This window comes from Qipengyuania flavescens, from assembly GCF_029688735.1.
Lineage (GTDB): Bacteria > Pseudomonadota > Alphaproteobacteria > Sphingomonadales > Sphingomonadaceae > Qipengyuania.
Map to the genome: position 1 here is coordinate 606,661 of NZ_JARULD010000002.1, position 17,682 is coordinate 624,342.

The following is a 17,682-nucleotide window of genomic DNA, read 5'->3' on the forward strand; positions in this document are numbered from 1 at the left end:
CCATGCTATGCCATCCGCATAAAAGGTTTACATGCGTAGTCGAACTGGCTACAGGCGTAATCGTACAGAATACGCTCAGGGAGCAGATGGATGGCAAAGCGCGACGAAGCGCCCGGTGACCGGATCAGCGAAGCCGAACATGCGGTGATGGAAGTGCTGTGGGAAAACAGCCCCATGAGTGCATCGGATGTGTGCGACCGGGTCTGCGCACAGCGTGACTGGTCCATGCCGACCGTCAAGACGCTGCTGAGCCGCCTGGTGTCGAAAGGCGTGCTGGGTACGGAGCCGCTGGGCCGCAAGTTCCTTTACCACCCGCTCATCGAACGGTCCGATTATGTCGGCACTGAATCGCGCCGCCTCGTCGAACGCCTGTTCGGCGGCCGTGCGGCCCCGCTGTTCGCGCATCTCGCGGAGAACGAGGCGCTCAGCGACAAGGATCTCGACGAGATCGAAGCGCTCTTGAGGGAGATGCGCAAATGACCGAGCTGTTGCGAGAATATTGGGACTGGTTCCTGCTCGATACGCTGTTGTGGACAGGCGCGCTGATTGCGCTGGTGCTACTGGTTCGCCGGCCGGTTGCGCGCCATTTGGGGGCAGGTGCGGCTTATGCGCTGTGGGCCCTGCCGGCCCTGCGCCTGATCATCCCGCCGATGACGCTGCCCGCCTGGATGGCCCCGACGACACTGGCCCCCACCGTCGAGCCGATGGCTTTCGAGCCGGGGGCAGCCGCGGAGCCGCAGTTCGCTGCCTTTCCGGCTGCGGAGATGGCGGCGCCGTTGCACTCGTTGCCCGAGCCGACCGATTTCATCACGCCGCTGGCGGTCATCTGGCTGCTCGGTGCGAGCACCTTCCTCGTTCGCCGCTTCTGGCTTTATGCCCGGCTGCGCGAGGAGTTGCTGGAAGACGCGGTGCCGGTGGGCGAGGTCGGGAAAATCCGCCTGGTCGAAACGCCCGCGATCTCGGGCCCGCTCGCCTTCGGCGTGCTCGACAAGGTGATTGCGCTGCCGTCGGGTTTCATGACCGCGCGCGACCGCGTCGCCCGCGATCTCGCGATAGAGCATGAGCTGGCCCATCATCGCGGGCACGACCTGCTCGCCAACATACTCTTGCAGCCGCTGTTCGCCGCGCATTGGTTCAATCCGCTCGGATATATGGGCTGGACTGCATTGCGCCGCGACCAGGAAGCTGCTTGCGACGCCCGCGTCGTCGCCGCTCGTCCTCGCGAAGAGCGAGCGGTCTACGCCGGAGTGATCGCCGATTTTGCACGCCGCCCGCAGGCCGCGCCGCGCCCCGCGCTCGCTGCCCCGATGGCGTGTCCGGTTTTGGGGGACAAATCCATCATTCACCGTTTGAGGAATTTGTCCATGGAAGACGTTACACCCCGCCGCCGCATGGTTGCGCGGTCCGCCATTGCCGCTTCGCTGCTGGCCCTGCCGATGACCGCGTCCATCGGCTATGCCAGCGCGACTGCCGCACCCGCCGAGGATGGGGAGGCCGTTGCGGCTTTCCTGCCCGAAGTACCGTTGGCCCCGCCGGCTCCGGATGCACCTCTGCCGCCGGAAGCGCCGCTGGCTCCCGAGCCGCCCGAAGCCCCCGGGTGGTCGAACGAAGAACGCGAGGAACTGCGTGAAGAGCTGCGCGAGCAGCGGCTGGAGCGGCAGGAGGAGCGCCGCGAATGGCGCGACGAGCAGCAGCGCGAGATGCGCGAAGCTCGCCAGGATTGGGAAGAGGGCCGGAAGGAATGGGCGCGCGGCCGGCTTGCCTATGCCGAGGGCCGCAAGCAATGGGTTGAGGGCCGCATCCAGTGGGCGGAAGGTCGCAAGCAATGGGCCGAAGGGCGCGTGCAGCATGCCGTCGCCCGGCAGGACCGCGCCGAAGCGCACGCCTACGCAATGAGCGATGCAGAGATCGAGCACATCGAGAAATCGGTCGAGCTGGCGATGCGCCACGTGCCGGAAGTCGTGGAATCCTGCCGCTATCCCGATGCGCCGGTCACCACCATCGAGGGCCGCGACGGCCGCGTGACGATGTATATCTGTGAAACGGCGGGCGACCGGCTTGCGCTGAAGGCGCTGAAGCAGGCGCGGGCGGGCATTGCGCACAGCACCAATCTGTCCGCGGAGACGCGCCGCGAAGTGCTGCGCGACCTCGACGCGGAAATTGCTGAACTTTCCCGCTGAATAGCCCACCAATTACGCCAGCGGCGGGCGTTCCCGTCCGACCAGGGGTTGGAAAGACGGCGGCAGCCGGAACTGCCGCCGACCTTTCGGACAGGCATAAGCTCATCGAGCCGACACGATCACATGCCGACCGTGATGCAGCCTTCGGTCCCGTTTTCGACCATGTAGTTGCGATAGACTGCGAAGTCATAGCGGTAAGCGAAATCGCCACCTGCCCCGGCAGAATAATCGCTTCGCTGCGGTTGAACGGGAGCGTCGGGTCCCCCGCTATAGGCGCAGATTTGACTGGGATCATAGGGTTCCAGCGTCATTCCACCGCAGATGCGCTCCGCCTCTTCATCGATAAGAATTTCCATGGTTTCTCTCCTTCTCGGATCGGTCTCGAATGCGAGACCGTCGTGGAGATTAGGAACTATGGACGCACGGGTAATAACGAAGCTGACCTACTTCAATTGTAGGGGAGGCGTACGAACGAAGCCAGTTTCAGCCGACGTTGGTGATGTTGTCGCAGGCGCGGTCGTCGCCCTGCAAGCCGAGCCGTAGCGCCTCGCTGCGCTGGCGGCTGGTGCCGTGAGTGAAGTTCTCGCTGGAGACGCGCCCGCCGGTCAGCCGGTCGTCGCCGATGGCGGCAGCGGCCTGCATGCCTTCCTCGATGTCGCCCGGCTCGATGAGGTTGCGGTTCTTGCCGGCCCAGACGCCGGCATAGCAATCGGCCTGCAGTTCCATCAGCACGCTGAGCTGGTTCGCCCGGCGCGGGTTCTGCTGCTGCGCGCTGCGGATCTGGCCGGAGATGCCGGTGATGGTCTGGATATGGTGGCCGTACTCGTGCGCAACGACATAGAGGCGCGCGAAGTCGCCCTCGTTGCCCGCCATCTGCGCCAGCTGGTCGTAAAAGCTCGTGTCGATATATATGCGCTGATCGGCGGGGCAGTAGAACGGACCCATTCCGCTGGACGCAGGACCGCACTCGGTCTGGAAGCGTCCGCTGGCAAAACGCAAGCCGGGTTCCTGAAACTTCTCACCAAAGCCTTGCTCCTGGAAAGTCCGCGACCAGGTTTCGTTCAGCGAAAGCAATGCATTGCAGGTTTCGGTGGCGTATTGGTTCGACGTGCAGAGCGCCTGTTCGTCCTGCGTACCCGGCTCTTGCGAGGCCTGGCTCTGCTGGACGCTCTCGACGGTCGCGGCGGTCTGCATCGGGTCGAGTCCGAACACGAAGTATCCCAAGGCAGCGATGATAATCGTGCCGCAACCAAGACCGCCCGCCTTGCCGACGCCGCCCCCGGCACTGCCCACATCGATCTTGCTGGTGTCGAACGGATTGAGACGCATCGCTTCCCCCAAAGTCTGGCCGCTTTACAGCGCACCCCTTGTGCGCAATGGCCGTCGCATTGTCACTACAACGCCCGGAGGCCCAAATGTTTCTTCAAGGTAAGCGCGCGCTCGTCACCGGATCGACCAGCGGCATCGGCCTCGCCATCGCGCGGGCGCTGCATGGCGAGGGGGCGGAGGTGATCCTCAACGGTTTCGGCGACGAGAGCGAGATCGCGACCCTGTGCGAAGAACTGGGCGGCGCGGCGCATTTCGGAGCGGACCTGACTGACGTCGCTGCGGTGGAAGCGATGATGGCCGATGCGGGCCCAATCGACATTTTGGTGAACAATGCGGGCGTCCAGCATGTCTCGCCGGTGGAGGATTTCCCGGTCGACAAGTGGAACCTCATTATCGCCTTGAATCTCACCGCCGCATTCCACACGACGCGGCTGGCCGTACCCGGAATGAAGGCGAAGGGCTGGGGGCGGATCATCAACACCGCCAGTGCCCATTCCAAGGTCGCGAGCCCGTTCAAGAGCGCATACAACGCCAGCAAGCACGGCATCGCAGGCTTCACCAAGACCATTGCGCTGGAACTTGCCGAGCATGGCGTGACCGCCAACTGCATCAGCCCCGGCTATGTCTGGACCCCGCTGATCGAGGGCCAGATCCCCGACACGATGAAAGCTCGCGGGCTGTCCCGCGAGGAGGTGATCAACGACGTGTTGCTGGTGAAGCAGGCGACCAAGAAATTCGTCCAGCCAGAGGAAGTCGGCGCACTCGCTGCATTCCTCTGCCGCGACGAGGCGCAGAACGTCAACGGCGCCAACTGGAGCGTGGACGGCGGCTGGACGGCGGAGTAGCCCTTCTGTCCGGAACCCAGATAGCATTTTTCGCCGCTATGGCGGCCAGCCTTCTCACGAGCGTAGCGGCTCTAGCTGCGGCGCTGCGTGAACCGGGGCTGCCCTGGAAACCGTTCTGGGCGGTCCTTGCCTTGGTCGGAGTCGGGGGCGGCGCGATGGTATTGTCGCAGCCGGACCAGGTTTACTGGTACTTCGGCATAGCCTTGCCGACGGCATCGTTTACGGCCGCGGACGGGAGCTGGCAGCCGCAGATGATCCGCCTGATGTTTCCGCTCGGAGCCGTGATGGTCGCTGTGAGGCTGATCATCTACCGCTCCCGACGGCAAGTAGCGCGGGATCGGCACTAGCGATAATCCGGAACCGTCGTTACATGGGCCGCCACATTCCTCCCGGCAGGCGATTCTTCACGTGGCAAAATTCGACATTCCCCTCGGCCTTACTTTCGACGACGTCCTGCTGGTTCCGGCGGAGAGCGAGATCCTGCCGTCGATGGCGAAAACCGCCACGCAGCTGACCCGCGAGATCGGACTCAATATCCCCGTGATCTCCAGCGCGATGGACACGGTGACCGAGGCGGATATGGCGATCGCCATGGCGCAGCTCGGCGGGATCGGCGTGCTGCACCGCAACTTCGAAGTCGAGGACCAAGCCGCCGCCGTTCGCGCCGTGAAGCGCTACGAAAGCGGCATGGTGGTCAATCCGATCACCATCAATCCCGATGCCACGCTGGGCGAGGCGCAGGACATCATGGCGAAGAACCGCATCAGCGGCATTCCCGTGACCGACCGCAGCGGCAAGCTGGTGGGCATCCTGACCAATCGCGACGTGCGCTTCGCCGAAAATCCGCGACAGCCGGTCAAGGAACTGATGACCACCGACAACCTCGCCACCGTGCCGCTCGGCACCGGGCAGGACGAGGCGCGCAAGCTGCTACACCAGCGCCGGATCGAGAAGCTGCTGGTCGTCGACGACAACGGCCGCTGCGTCGGCCTGATCACGGTCAAGGATATCGAGAAGGCGGTCGCCTATCCCGAAGCGACCAAGGACGAGCAGGGCCGCCTGCGCGTCGCCGCTGCGACGACAGTGGGCGACAAGGGGTTCGAGCGGACCGAGGCGCTGATCGACGCCGGGGTGGACGTGGTCGTGATCGACACCGCGCATGGCCACAACAAGGATGTCGCGCGCTCGGTCGAACGGGTGAAAAAGCTGTCGAACAGCGTGCAGGTGATCGCCGGCAATATCGCGACGGGCGAGGCCGCCAAGGCGCTGGCAGGGGCGGGCGCGGATGCCGTAAAGGTCGGCATCGGGCCGGGTTCGATCTGCACCACGCGCGTGGTCGCCGGCGTCGGCGTGCCCCAGCTCACCGCGATCATGGACTGCGTCGAGGAAGCTGCAAAGCATGGGGTGCCCGCGATTGCCGATGGCGGCCTTCGGACCAGCGGCGATGCGGCCAAGGCGCTAGCCGCCGGAGCCTCGACGATCATGATCGGTTCGATGCTCGCAGGTACGGAAGAGGCACCGGGCGAGACGTTCATCTACCAAGGCCGCAGCTACAAGGCCTATCGCGGGATGGGCAGCGTCGGCGCGATGGCCCGCGGCAGCGCCGACCGCTATTTCCAGGCCGATGTCAGCCAGCAGAAGCTGGTGCCCGAAGGCATCGAGGGGCAGGTGCCCTACAAGGGGCCGGCTAGCGCGGTGGTCCACCAGCTCGTCGGCGGGATCAAGGCGGCGATGGGTTATACCGGCAGCGCCACGATCGAAGAGCTCAAGCGGGCGAAATTCGTGCGCATCACCAATGCGGGCCTGACCGAGAGCCACGTCCACGACGTGTCGATCACCCGCGAGGCACCGAACTATCCGACGCGCTGATGCCCTCTCCAGGCTACGCTAGCTCCGTGCCGAAGCAAGCTCCGCCATCCTCTCCCGAAATGGGAGAGGAAAGAACGTCAATCCTCCTCTCCGCTTGCCGGAGAGGATACGGAACCTTGGCGATGCTTCGCCTAGGCGGAGTTGGAGAGGCATGACGCCTGCCGCGCGGGTCCAGACCGCTATCGAATTGCTGGACGCGATCATCGCGTCGGCGCGTGCGAAAGGCGCGCCGGCGGATCGCATCCTTGCTGAATGGTTCCGCAATAACCGCTTTGCCGGATCGAAGGACCGCCGCGCCATTCGCGAGCTGGTGTTCGGCGCCATCCGCGCCTGCGGACCGGTGCCGGTAACGGGCAGGGCAGCCATGTTGCGATTGGCAGAGGTCGATCCGACTATCGCGCCGCTGTTCGACGGATCGAAATACGGGCCGCCTGCGCTCGGTGCCGATGAGGCGGCAGCAGGAGGCGGGATCGCGCCCGAATGGCTGGAGCGGAAGCTCGCCGCCTCGCAGATCGCGGGTGACGATGCCGCAGCGCTGCTCGACCGCGCTCCGCTCGACCTGCGGGTGAACACACTCAAGGCCGATCGCGCGAGTTTCCAGCTGCCGGTCGAAAGCCACCCCACCGATGCGCCGAACGGCCTGCGGCTCGAACCCGGCACGCCGGTCGAACAATGGGAGGCGTTCCGCGACGGTCGGATCGAAGTGCAGGACACGGGCTCGCAGATCGCCTGCCTCGCGGTCGGCGCGCAGCCGGGTGAGATGGTGATCGACCTGTGCGCCGGGGCGGGCGGCAAGACGCTCGCGCTCGCTGCGACCATGGACAATCTCGGCACGCTCATAGCCGCCGATACCGATCGCAACCGCCTGTCGCGCCTCGCTCCGCGGGCGGAGCGGGCGGCCGCGACCAACATCGAAACCCGCCTGCTCGATCCGAAGAAGGAACGCGAGGCGCTGTCCGAACTGATGGGCAAGGCCGATGCGGTGCTGGTCGATGCGCCGTGCTCGGGCACAGGCACATGGCGGCGCAATCCCGAAGCGCGCTGGCGACTGGACGAGGCTGAATTGGCACGCCTTGCCGAGGTGCAGGCCTATCTGCTCGATCTGGCGCGAGAGCTCGTGCGGCCCGGCGGACGCATCGTCTACGTCACCTGCTCGCTGTTGGACGAGGAGGGCGCGGACCAGTTCGATGCCTTCCTGGCGCGGCACGATGATCTCGACGCTCAGCCTCCGGCCCTGCCTGCCGGCCGCCCGCGTGGGAACGGGGTGCGTCTCACGCCGTATCACGATGGAACCGACGGATTTTTCATCGCCTGTGCAGGAAGGGCATGATACCACGCGTGTCATGGCCGAAACGTCAGCCCCTGCACGCCGATCCCCTATGGAGACGATAATGCGCTTTGCCCCAGCCGCCGCTGCCCTTTCCCTGGCTCTCGCCATGACGGCCAGCGTGGGTTGGAGTGCGGAGCGCGATCCCGATCCGCGCGCAGCGATGCTGATCGCCGAAGGGCAGACTGCGCTTCAGGGCGGCGACGTACAGGGCGCGATCGATGCTTACGAGGCCGCGCTGGTCGTCGATCCGGGCTACACGCCGCTCTACCTGCGCCTCGCCGAGGCGGCCCGGGCCGACCAGATGCAGGGCAAGGCGATCCGTTATTACCGCGAAGTGCTGAACCGTGAACCGCGCAATTACGCGGCAATATCGGGCGAGGGCGAGGCGCTGCTCGAAAAGGGCGCGCTGGAAAAGGCCCGCGCCAATCTCGCGCGGCTGGAATCGGCGTGCGGCAAGACTTGCCCCGAAACGCAGCAACTCGCCGCCGCGCTGGCGATCGGCCCGAAACAAGCGGTGCAGACCGCCGAGGCGACGATTACTCTGGAACCGCAGCCGCAGTCCAACTGACCGCTGGCTGACTGACGTTCAGACCAACTCCCGGAACGCGTCCAGCACCGCGCGGTAGACGCGTTTCTTGAACGGCACGATCAGCTCCGGCAGGTCTTCCGGATCGGCCCATTTCCAGTCGCAGAATTCGGGTGGATCGTGCGCTTCGAGGTCGACGTCGGCGTCGGTTCCGGAGAAGCGGGCGAGATACCAGACCTGCTCCTGCCCGCGATATTTGCCGCCCCACAGCTTGCCCATGAGTTCCTCGGGCAGGTCGTAGCGGATCGGCTCTTTCGTGCTGTCGAGCAGGGTGATGTGCTCTGCGCGCACGCCGGTTTCCTCGGCCAGTTCGCGAAAGGCCGCTTCCTGCAAATCCTCGCCCTCGTCGACGCCGCCCTGCGGCATCTGCCACCAATCGCCTTCCTTGTTGTCGATGCGGCGGCCCACGAAGACCTTGCCTTGGGCATTCACCAGCATCACACCCACGCAGGGCCGGTATGCAAGCGGTTCGTTCACTTGTAGCGCTCCACCATCAGTTTGGTAGCGTCGAGAAAGGCTTCCAGATCGCGTTGTCCGCTCGGGATTGCCTTCCGCAGGGTTGTGAAACCGTGAATGATGCCCGGAAATTCGAGATAGACGACTTCGGTTCCCAGGCTGACGAGATGCGAGGCGTATTCGCGCCCGCTGTCGCGCAAGGGGTCGAGCCCGGCGGTGCAGACGACGGTCGGTGGCGTGTTCGAGCAGTCGCCGACCATCGGCGTGTGGCGCGGATCGTTGGCATCTCCGCCATATTGCTCGGTAAACCAGCTCATCGCCGCGCCGGTCAGCAGAAAGCCTTCCGCGAAGGCGGCAAGGCTGGAGTGCTGCGATACGTCGCTCGCCACCGGATAGATCGGGGCCTGCACGATCACGGGCGCATCCGCCGGCTCGTTCATCAGCTGGTTGGTAGTGACGATGGTGAGGTTTCCGCCCGCGCTGTCGCCGGTGATGACCAGCCCGGTGATCTCGCGGCCGAGCCCGGCGGGGGATGATGCGACCCAACGGGCCGCCGCTTCGCAATCGTCGGGCGCGGCGGGGAAGGTGTGTTCGGGCGCGAGGCGATAGTCGACCGACACCACCGGCAGATCGAGGTGATGCGAAATCTCGCTGCACAGCGCGTGGTACACGTCGAGATCGCCGATCACGAAGCCGCCGCCATGGATGAAGATCACGCAAGGCCCGGCCTCGCGGCTCTCTTTCGTGTCGTAGAAGCGTAGCGGGATTTCACCCGCAGGCCCGGGACAGGTGAGGTCCCTGATCACAGCCAGCTTGCGCGGCTCGCTTTCGGCCACGGCGCCCAGCGCCTTCATCTGCTGGCGACCCTCGACCGCGCCGACTTCCTCGACGCCCTGTCCGCCCATTTGCTCCAGCATATCGAGGAAACCCCGCACATCGTCTCGGACATAGTGTTCGGTGTCTGCCATCATCTCTCTCCCATTCTCGTTGCGTTTCGAGACTTACCGTATCGGCTGCGCTTTTCCACCGTGGATTTTCTCGCTAGCAGAGAATCTTGATTGCGAGAGGATGGGGTGCCTCCTAGGTGCGGCTCCCCAATGGAAAAGGCGCGCGGATCATGCGTGCCAGACAAGGATTTACGGATGGCAACAGCCGCCACCACGCCGCAGGACTCCGCGTCCTCCACCCCCGATGCCATCGTCGTCCGCTTTGCCGGGGACTCGGGCGACGGAATGCAGCTGACGGGCGGCCAGTTCACGCTGTCGACCGCACTGGCGGGCAACGACCTTGCGACCTTCCCCGATTTCCCCGCCGAAATCCGCGCGCCGCAGGGCACGCTGTTCGGCGTGTCCGCCTTCCAGATCAACTTCGGCAGCCGGCAGATCAACACGGCGGGCGATGCGCCCGATGTGCTTGTGGCGATGAACCCGGCGGCGCTGAAAGTGAACCTCGCGGCGCTGAAGCCCGGCGGCCTGATCATCGCCGACACCGGTGCCTTCACCAAGCGGAACCTCGACAAGGCGCATTACGAAGCCAATCCGCTGGAGGACGACAGCCTCGCGAAATACGACGTGCTGGCCTTCGACATCAGCGAGAAGACGATCGAGGCGGTCAAACCCTTCGGCCTCGGCAACAAGGATGCGTTGCGCTCGAAGAATATGTGGACGCTGGGCCTCGCGCTGTGGATGTTCGGTCGCTCACGCCAGCCGATCCACGACTGGCTGAAGGCCAAGTTCAAGTCCAAGCCCGACATCGCCGATGCGAATATCGCCGCGCTCGATGCCGGCCATGCCTTCGGCGAAACGGCGGAGCTGTCCGGTCCGATGCGCCAGATGGAAATGCCGCCGGTCCAGAGCGAGCCCGGGCTCTACCGCACGATTACCGGCGCGGAAGCGGTGTCGCTTGGCTTGGTCGCGGGCGCGCAGCTGGCCGAACTGCCGATGTTCTTCGGTGGCTATCCGATCACGCCCGCCAGCGCGATCTTGCACCACCTAGCGCGGCTGAAGGAGTATGGCGTCACGACCTTCCAGGCAGAGGACGAGATCGCCGCGATCTGCGCTGCCATCGGGGCGAGCTATGCCGGGCAGCTGGGCGTCACCAGCTCGTCCGGCCCTGGTATCGCACTGAAGACGGAAGCCATCGGCCTCGGCATCATGACCGAGCTGCCGCTTGTGATCGTCAATTCGCAACGCGGCGGGCCGAGCACCGGGCTGCCCACCAAGACCGAGCAGAGCGACCTTTATCAGGCGGTCTATGGCCGCAATGGCGACGCGCCCATGCCGGTGATCGCCGCGCGGAGCCCGTCGGACGCTTTCGAGGTGGCCATCGAGGCCTGCCGCATCGCGACCGAATACATGACACCCGTCATGCTGCTGACCGATGGCTATATCGCCAATGCCGCCGAACCGTGGAAGGTGCCGAACCCGGCCGATTTCGAGCCGTTCCCCGCGCAATTCCTCACCGAACCGCGCGGCGAGCAATTGCTGCCGTACAAGCGCAACGAAAAGGGCGCGCGCCCGTGGATCAAGCCCGGCACACCCGGCATGATGCACCGCATCGGCGGGATCGAGAAGCACGAGGAAACGGGCAATATCGACTATTCGCCTGACAACCACCAGCGCATGACCGACCTGCGCAAGGCCAAGATCGAGAACATCGCCGTCCCCGATCAGGAGGTCGCGCTGGGCGATACGTCCGGCACGCTCGCCGTGGTCGGCTGGGGCAGCACCTACGGCCCGATCCACCAGGCCGTGCGCCGCAGCATCGCCAAGGGTTGCTCGGTCAGCCACATCCACGTGCGCCATATCTGGCCAATGCCGAAGAATCTGGGCGAGTTGCTCAAGGGCTTCGACCATGTGCTGGTGCCGGAAATGAACACCGGCCAGTTCAAGACCGTGCTGCGCGACCAGTTCCTCGTCGATGCGCAACCGCTCACCAAGACCAGCGGCCAGCCCTTCCAGATCGCCGAGCTGGAAGCGGAAATCGCGAAATATTTCGACGGCATCGAAGGCAATGAGGGCGGGGAGGTCGCAGTGAACGACCAGCAGCTTCCCAATCTGGAAGCAGGTCATGACGATGGGTCTTATCCCGACGCCCCCTATCACGGCGATGATGCAACCCCTTCGGGCAAAGCCACCGATTCCGAGGCAGTAAACCAATGAACGCACCCGTTAAGATCGAAACCACGCTCAAGGACTGGGAAACCGACCAAGAGGTTCGCTGGTGCCCGGGGTGCGGCGACTATGCCATTCTCAAGGCGGTGCAGCGCACGCTGCCGCAGCTGGGGGCGGACCCGGCGAACACGGTGTTTATCAGCGGGATCGGCTGTTCGAGCCGCTTTCCCTATTACATCGAGAGCTACGGCTTCCACACCATCCACGGCCGCGCGCCGGCCTTTGCGACGGGGGCGAAGCTCGCCAATCCGGAACTCGACATCTGGCTGGTGACGGGCGACGGCGATGGTCTTTCCATCGGCGGCAACCATCTGATGCATGTCCTGCGCCGCAACGTGAACATGCAGATCATGCTGTTCAACAACGAGATCTACGGCCTCACCAAGGGTCAGGCCTCGCCGACCAGCCGCGAGGGGACCAAGTCGCCCTCGACCCCGATCGGCAGCTACGATCACCCGGCTCGCCCGGCGGCCTTCGCGCTCGGCAGCGGGGCGCGCTTCATCGGGCGCGGGTTCGATGTGTCGAAGCATTTGCCCGACGTGCTCAAGGCGGCGCATGCGCACAAGGGCGCGGCGTTTATCGAGATCTTCCAGAACTGCATCGTCTACAACAAGGATGTGTTCGACGATTTCGCCGCTCCGAAGGGGGCGGAGGATCGCCAGCTGTGGCTTGAAAACGGCAAGCCCATGCTGTTCGCCAAGGACACCAAGGGCCTTGCGCTCAATCGCGAGACGCTCGGCCTCGAAGTGGTCGATGTGACAGGCGGCGACTGGGAAAGCGCGGGCGTGATCGTTCACGACGTCACCAACCGCTCGGTCGCGCACATGCTGATCGAAATGCCCTTCGGTCCGTTCCCCATGGCGCTCGGCGTGCTCTATGACGATCCGCGTCCGACTTTCGAGGATGCGGTGACCGAAGAACGCGAGCGGGCCAGCGCGGGCAAGGAAGCGAACCTCGCCAAGCTGCTCGGCACGGGGCAGACCTGGACGGTCAGTGGGACGGCGCAGGATCCGGTTTAATCCTAATTTCGCGCACTAAGACAGTAAGGCACGAAGATGCCGCGCGATGACGCACTCGAGCGAGTGGCCAAGATCGTTGTCGATTATGGCTACCGCCTGCATCGTGATCTTGGGCCGGGTCTTCTCGAAAACGCCTATGAGCAATTGATGTTCAACTTGCTGCGGAACGGTGGCCTTGAGGTTGCTCGACAGGTGACTGTCCCGCTTAAATATCAAGGCGTTGTCATTGACAACGCATTCAAGGCCGATTTGCTCGTGAACAATCGGCTGTGGTAGAGCTGAAATCGACCGAGCAGCATCAACCAGTCCATGCGAAGCAGCTCATGACCTACTTGCGGGTGATGAACCTGCCGCTGGGACTTCTAATAAACTTCGGCTTGCCAACCTTTAAATCCGGTATCCGGCGCATTGCTAATGACTATCACAGCGGCTGGACCAGACCATGAACTCTTTGTGTCTTGGTTGCTTAGCGCGAACCACTGCTTCACCTCAGCGTTTGAGAGAGTCAAATGGATAACCTCACCCACTCCCTCGTCGGGGCGCTGATCGGGCAGGCGGGGCTCAAGCGGAAGACCGGCCTCGCCATGCCCGCGCTGATTATCGGGGCGAACCTGCCCGACGTGGACGCGGCATGCTTCCTGTGGCTCGACGGGGTGGAGCATCTCGGCTTCCGGCGCGGGATCACGCATGGTCCGCCCGCCTGGCTGCTGCTGCCGCTGGTGCTGGCGGGGCTGCTTTACGGGTTCGACCGCTGGCAGGCGAAGCGCGGCACACGGCCCGCCGCACGGCTGCCGGTGAGCTTCAAATGGCTCTACCTGCTCGGCTTTATCGGCTGCCTGACGCATCCGGCGCTCGACTGGCTGAACGTCTACGGCATCCGCCTGCTGGAGCCGTTCTCCAGCCGCTGGTTCTACGGCGACACGCTGTTCATCATCGACGTCTGGCTGTGGGCGCTGATGGGCTTCGCGACCTGGTTCTCGCTCCGCCGCGAGAAGCGGGGCGGGGAGTGGCGACGGCCTGCGCGCGTGGCGCTGAGTGTGGCGCTGGCGTATATAGGAGTGAATGGAGCGATTACAGCTGCTATGGAAACGCGTGACGGTGATGTGGCTGGCCAGCAAGTGATCGCCAGTCCCGTTCCGTTCTGGTTTTGGGAGCGAGAGATGATCCTTGGTCGTGATGGAAGATATGCCATCGTTAATCCGGCCATCGAAAGACAGGACTTGAATTTGACGAGCACTACCGAAGATGCCCAATTCATAGATTTCGTTGGCGAATGCGAAGTGCCCAATTTGCCAACTGCCGCTCCCACGGCGAACGAGCCGTCGGCTTTCCTCTTTTGGTCCCGCGCGCCATTCGCCGAGCGGGCACTCGACGGCTCAGTATTGCTGCGCGACGCACGCTTCTACGATCCGCGTGCTCGTGACCGCTTTACTGTAAAGCTGCCCGATGTGCAGTGCGAGGAACTTCCCGCGCGATAGTCCCGTTGCCTCGCAAAAGGGGATTTCATGGCTTCACCACAAATCGTCTGGCTGCGGCGCGACCTGCGCCTGAAGGACCAGCCCGCGCTCCACGCCGCCGCGCAGGCAGGGCCGGTAATCCCGGTCTATATCCTCGACGACGAGCGCGCGGGCGACCGCAAGCTGGGCGGGGCGCATCGCTGGTGGCTGCACCATTCGCTGAAGGACCTCGCGAAAAGCTATGGCCGACGCAATGCGCAGATCGTGCTGCGCCGGGGCGACAGTGTCTCCGTGCTGCAGGGCATCGCGCAGGAAACCGGCGCGAGCGCGATCCACGCCAATCGCCATTACGAACCCTGGCACCGCGAGGCCGAGGAAGACCTGCACGACGCGCTGAAGGATAGCGAGTGCGAGCTGGTTCTGCACGACGGGAACTACCTGCTGCCCCCCGGAACGGCGCGCACCGGCGGCGGCGATCCCTACAAGATCTACACGCCCTTCATGCGGGCGGTGAAAGAGCTGCTGCCCCCGCGCGACGAGTTGCCGGAGCCGGACACGATCTCGCAGCCCTCCGACATGCCGGAAAGCGACGACCTCTCCGACTGGGAGCTGCTGCCGACCAAGCCCGATTGGGCAGGCGGCCTGCGCGATTTCTGGACCGTGGGCGAGGATGCCGCGCACGAGCGGCTCGACTGGTGGGCCGATCACGTCGGCGGCTATGACGACGGGCGCAATCTGCCGAGCGAGGATGCGACCTCCAAGATGTCCCCGCACCTCCATTGGGGCGAAATCTCGCCGGTCAGCATCTGGCACCGCATGAAGGACATGCGCTCCGACGGGTGGCAGGTCTACGAGAAGGAGCTGATCTGGCGCGATTATGCACAGAACGTCATCTGCCAGTTCCCGAAGTATCCCGAAGAAAGCTACCGCGATTACGACGAGCAGACGCTGTGGCGGAATCCCAATCGCGGGCACGTGATCCAGTCCGAACTGGAGGCGTGGCAGCAGGGGCAGACCGGCTATCCGATCGTCGATGCCGGCATGCGCCAGCTATGGCAGACCGGCTGGATGCACAATCGCGTCCGCATGATCGCGGCCAGTTTCCTCATCAAGCACCTGCTGATCGACTGGCGGCATGGCGAGCGCTGGTTCTGGGACACGCTGGTCGATGGCGACTACGCCAGCAACGGCACCAACTGGCAGTGGGTCAGCGGCACGGGCGTCGACAGCAACATGTTCCCGCGCATCATGGCTCCGCTCAGCCAGAGCGAGAAGTTCGACGCGGCGGAGTACATTCGCGAATATGTGCCGGAACTTGCCGATCTGGACGACGAACACATCCACGACCCCGACGACGAGCACCGACCGGACGACTATCCGGAAAAGCTGATCGGCCACAAGGAAGCCCGCGAGCGAGCGTTGCAGGCCTATCGTGACAGCAAGGACTGACGCTGGGTATCGAGGAAGCGCCGGGTGGCTTGCTGCACGTCGGCTAAGGTCAGTTGCGAGAAATCCATGCCCGCGGCGGCCGCGTTCATCGCATCGCGGTCGTTGACGTGCGGGAAGGGTCGATCGGGCACCGACACTCCGAGAAACCGGCACAGCGGCTCCCACCCGTCTTTCGCCTCGAACTCCAGCAAACGATCGGTTGCGATGGTCTTGCGGACCTCGTCGCCATAGCGCTCGAAATGCCGGATCATCGCCTGACGTTCGAGCCGCAGACCGAAGGGCGGATTGGCCAGCGCCGCCGGTGCCAGCGGCGAGCGGAGCATGAAGCGGACGTGATCCGGACTGCCGACGGTTTCCATTACGGATTCGTACCACCGTTCCGGATCGCGCCGCGTCAGGATGACCTTCGCTTGCGGGAAGCGCCGAGCGAGTGGCTTCCACAGGGCGCAGGACGGCGCATCGAGCGTGGCGTGGTAGTCCTCCCACAGCGGATCGAGCAGCGCAGGCCGTGCTCGCGCGAAGGTCCAGCGCCAGCGATGCTCGGGGTGCAGGATCAGCTCGCTCATGTGGTAGCAGCGGGCGAAGCCCAGCATTTCGAGCGCGAATTTCAGCGAGAGCGTGCCGGTACGCGGCAGAGCCGCTCCGACGATCTGCAATGCCATCCCGCTAATCTCCCCGATGTCGGCAAAGCCGGGTCTTGCACGGTTCGCGCGCCGACTCCATAGGCCCTCGCATGGCGACGCGCGTGCGACACGAAACGGACAGGGGTATCCGGTTGACCGAAGGGGCGCAGCGCTTCGCGAGGCGGCCCGGCCTGTTCGCGCGGATGGTTGCGCCGGGGGTCGAGAAGATTCTCGACAGGATCGACCGGGCACTGGTCTCCGGCACGATCCACGGCACGCTGCCTGACGGCACGCCGCGCACGCTCGGCGGCCGCGCGCCGGGGTTCGAATGCACGGTCGAGCTGCGGAGCTATAACGCGCTGCTGCGGCTGGCCAGCAATGGGTCGGTCGGCTGGTATCAGGCTTGGGAGGCGGGCGAATGGTGGAGCCCCGACCCCGTGCCGCTGTTCGCGCTGTTCATGCAGCATGCGACGCGGCTGGGGGACACGGCACGCGCGAAAGGTCCGTTCCGCCACGCGCTGAAGCTGGCCCACCTGTTCAATCGCAACACGCATGACGGCGCGCAAAAGAACATCAGCGCGCATTACGACCTCGGCAATGATTTCTACGAAGCGTGGCTCGATCCGACGATGAGCTATTCTTCCGGGTTCGACGTCACGGCGGGCGGGCTGGAGGCGGCACAGAAGCGCAAGTGGGACGCGCTGGCGTCACGCATCGGCGATGCCGCCACGGTGCTCGAGATCGGCTGCGGCTGGGGCGCGCTGGCCGACGATCTGGCGCGGCGAGGCAGTGACGTCACCGCCATCAGCCTTTCGGACGAGCAGCTCGACTGGGCGAGGGCACGCCACAGTGACGCCATCGACTTCCGCAAACAGGACTATCGCGACACGGACGGCAGCTATGACGCCATCGTGTCGGTGGAGATGGTCGAGGCGCTGGGCCGCGAATACTGGCCCACCTTCATGGACTGCATCGCCCGCAATCTGAGACCGGGCGGGCGCGCGGCGATCCAGTATATCTCGATCCACGACGACATTTTCGAGGATTACGCGGCGAGCGCCGACTTCATCCAGGCCTATATATTTCCCGGCGGACTGCTGATCCGCACCAGCGAATTTCGCAGATTGGCCGAAGAGCGCGGCCTTGCATGGCAGGACCAGCACGATTTCGGGCTCGACTATGCCGAGACGTTGAGAGCGTGGCGTCAGAACTTCGATGCGGCGGCCCGCGAAAGCCGCTTGCCCGCCGGGTTCGACCGAGAATTTTGCGACCTGTGGCGGTATTACCTGATGTATTGCGAAGGCGGGTTCCGCGGTGGCGGGATCGATGTCCACCAGGTCACGCTGGTGAAAGAGGGAGAATGAGG

Annotated in this window: 17 protein-coding genes and 1 pseudogene; 12 read left to right on the plus strand and 6 right to left on the minus strand. The window is 64.5% G+C overall.

What is annotated here, in order from left to right:
* Positions 1 to 90: 90 nt before the first annotated feature.
* Both P8R33_RS08220 and P8R33_RS08225 read left to right on the plus strand, forming a co-directional pair.
* Positions 91 to 480 carry a BlaI/MecI/CopY family transcriptional regulator gene (locus P8R33_RS08220; RefSeq protein ID WP_278328494.1) on the plus strand — a complete coding sequence of 130 codons (390 nt, stop codon included), beginning with the start codon at positions 91 to 93 and terminating at the stop codon, positions 478 to 480.
* On the plus strand, positions 477 to 2,180 hold the full coding sequence (locus tag P8R33_RS08225) for a M56 family metallopeptidase (RefSeq protein ID WP_278328495.1): 1,704 nt from the start codon (positions 477 to 479) through the stop codon (positions 2,178 to 2,180). The genes P8R33_RS08220 and P8R33_RS08225 overlap by 4 nt, the downstream gene beginning before the upstream one ends.
* A gap of 119 nt (positions 2,181 to 2,299) precedes the next feature.
* Here P8R33_RS08225 and P8R33_RS08230 read toward each other — a convergent pair whose 3' ends face one another.
* Together P8R33_RS08230 and ypfJ are read right to left on the minus strand one after the other, a co-directional pair.
* Complete coding sequence (locus tag P8R33_RS08230; RefSeq protein ID WP_278328496.1) at positions 2,300 to 2,536, minus strand: hypothetical protein; 237 nt, start codon at positions 2,534 to 2,536, stop codon at positions 2,300 to 2,302.
* 127 nt (positions 2,537 to 2,663) lie between these two features.
* Positions 2,664 to 3,509 (minus strand): KPN_02809 family neutral zinc metallopeptidase, encoded by an 846-nt coding sequence (gene ypfJ / locus P8R33_RS08235; protein ID WP_278328497.1) that lies wholly within the window; start codon positions 3,507 to 3,509, stop codon positions 2,664 to 2,666.
* An 86-nt stretch (positions 3,510 to 3,595) separates the two neighbouring features.
* On the opposite strand from ypfJ, the gene P8R33_RS08240 reads away from it, so the two are divergent.
* A complete protein-coding gene (locus tag P8R33_RS08240; RefSeq protein ID WP_278328498.1) occupies positions 3,596 to 4,354 on the plus strand; it encodes a 3-hydroxybutyrate dehydrogenase in 759 nt (252 codons plus the stop codon).
* 181 nt (positions 4,355 to 4,535) lie between these two features.
* On the opposite strand, the gene P8R33_RS08245 is transcribed toward P8R33_RS08240, so the two are convergent.
* Positions 4,536 to 4,661: a hypothetical protein gene (locus P8R33_RS08245; RefSeq protein WP_278328499.1), complete on the minus strand. Its 126-nt coding sequence runs from the start codon at positions 4,659 to 4,661 to the stop codon at positions 4,536 to 4,538.
* A 101-nt stretch (positions 4,662 to 4,762) separates the two neighbouring features.
* On the opposite strand from P8R33_RS08245, the gene guaB reads away from it, so the two are divergent.
* The 3 genes from guaB to P8R33_RS08260 all read left to right on the plus strand — a co-directional run bounded on the left by guaB (position 4,763) and on the right by P8R33_RS08260 (position 8,121).
* A complete protein-coding gene (guaB, locus tag P8R33_RS08250) occupies positions 4,763 to 6,223 on the plus strand; it encodes an IMP dehydrogenase (protein ID WP_278328500.1) in 1,461 nt (486 codons plus the stop codon).
* Positions 6,224 to 6,374: 151 nt separating this feature from the next.
* Positions 6,375 to 7,553, plus strand: a complete 1,179-nt coding sequence (locus P8R33_RS08255) for an RsmB/NOP family class I SAM-dependent RNA methyltransferase (RefSeq protein ID WP_278328501.1) — start codon at positions 6,375 to 6,377, stop codon at positions 7,551 to 7,553.
* A gap of 106 nt (positions 7,554 to 7,659) precedes the next feature.
* Positions 7,660 to 8,121 carry a hypothetical protein gene (locus tag P8R33_RS08260; protein WP_278328502.1) on the plus strand — a complete coding sequence of 154 codons (462 nt, stop codon included), beginning with the start codon at positions 7,660 to 7,662 and terminating at the stop codon, positions 8,119 to 8,121.
* An 18-nt stretch (positions 8,122 to 8,139) separates the two neighbouring features.
* Here P8R33_RS08260 and P8R33_RS08265 read toward each other — a convergent pair whose 3' ends face one another.
* Positions 8,140 to 8,577, minus strand: a complete 438-nt coding sequence (locus P8R33_RS08265) for an RNA pyrophosphohydrolase (RefSeq protein ID WP_446532506.1) — start codon at positions 8,575 to 8,577, stop codon at positions 8,140 to 8,142.
* Positions 8,578 to 8,612: 35 nt separating this feature from the next.
* Positions 8,613 to 9,563 carry an alpha/beta hydrolase gene (locus P8R33_RS08270; RefSeq protein WP_278328504.1) on the minus strand — a complete coding sequence of 317 codons (951 nt, stop codon included), beginning with the start codon at positions 9,561 to 9,563 and terminating at the stop codon, positions 8,613 to 8,615.
* Between the two features lie 174 nt (positions 9,564 to 9,737).
* Here P8R33_RS08270 and P8R33_RS08275 point away from each other — a divergent pair, with 174 nt between their 5' ends.
* The 5 genes and pseudogenes from P8R33_RS08275 to P8R33_RS08295 all read left to right on the plus strand — a co-directional run bounded on the left by P8R33_RS08275 (position 9,738) and on the right by P8R33_RS08295 (position 15,693).
* Positions 9,738 to 11,756, plus strand: a complete 2,019-nt coding sequence (locus P8R33_RS08275) for a 2-oxoacid:acceptor oxidoreductase subunit alpha (protein ID WP_278328505.1) — start codon at positions 9,738 to 9,740, stop codon at positions 11,754 to 11,756.
* Entirely contained in the window at positions 11,753 to 12,787 is a 1,035-nt protein-coding gene (locus P8R33_RS08280; RefSeq protein WP_278328506.1) for a 2-oxoacid:ferredoxin oxidoreductase subunit beta, read from the plus strand. The genes P8R33_RS08275 and P8R33_RS08280 overlap by 4 nt, the downstream gene beginning before the upstream one ends.
* A gap of 36 nt (positions 12,788 to 12,823) precedes the next feature.
* A pseudogene (locus tag P8R33_RS08285) lies at positions 12,824 to 13,233 on the plus strand (GxxExxY protein).
* Between the two features lie 63 nt (positions 13,234 to 13,296).
* On the plus strand, positions 13,297 to 14,265 hold the full coding sequence (locus P8R33_RS08290; protein WP_278328507.1) for a metal-dependent hydrolase: 969 nt from the start codon (positions 13,297 to 13,299) through the stop codon (positions 14,263 to 14,265).
* Between the two features lie 27 nt (positions 14,266 to 14,292).
* Positions 14,293 to 15,693 carry a cryptochrome/photolyase family protein gene (locus tag P8R33_RS08295; RefSeq protein ID WP_278328508.1) on the plus strand — a complete coding sequence of 467 codons (1,401 nt, stop codon included), beginning with the start codon at positions 14,293 to 14,295 and terminating at the stop codon, positions 15,691 to 15,693.
* On the opposite strand, the gene P8R33_RS08300 is transcribed toward P8R33_RS08295, so the two are convergent.
* Positions 15,672 to 16,355: a sulfotransferase family protein gene (locus P8R33_RS08300; protein WP_278328509.1), complete on the minus strand. Its 684-nt coding sequence runs from the start codon at positions 16,353 to 16,355 to the stop codon at positions 15,672 to 15,674. The two genes, P8R33_RS08295 and P8R33_RS08300, sit on opposite strands and share 22 nt — an antisense overlap.
* A gap of 71 nt (positions 16,356 to 16,426) precedes the next feature.
* Here P8R33_RS08300 and P8R33_RS08305 point away from each other — a divergent pair, with 71 nt between their 5' ends.
* Positions 16,427 to 17,680 carry an SAM-dependent methyltransferase gene (locus P8R33_RS08305; protein ID WP_278328510.1) on the plus strand — a complete coding sequence of 418 codons (1,254 nt, stop codon included), beginning with the start codon at positions 16,427 to 16,429 and terminating at the stop codon, positions 17,678 to 17,680.
* Positions 17,681 to 17,682 lie beyond the last annotated feature (2 nt).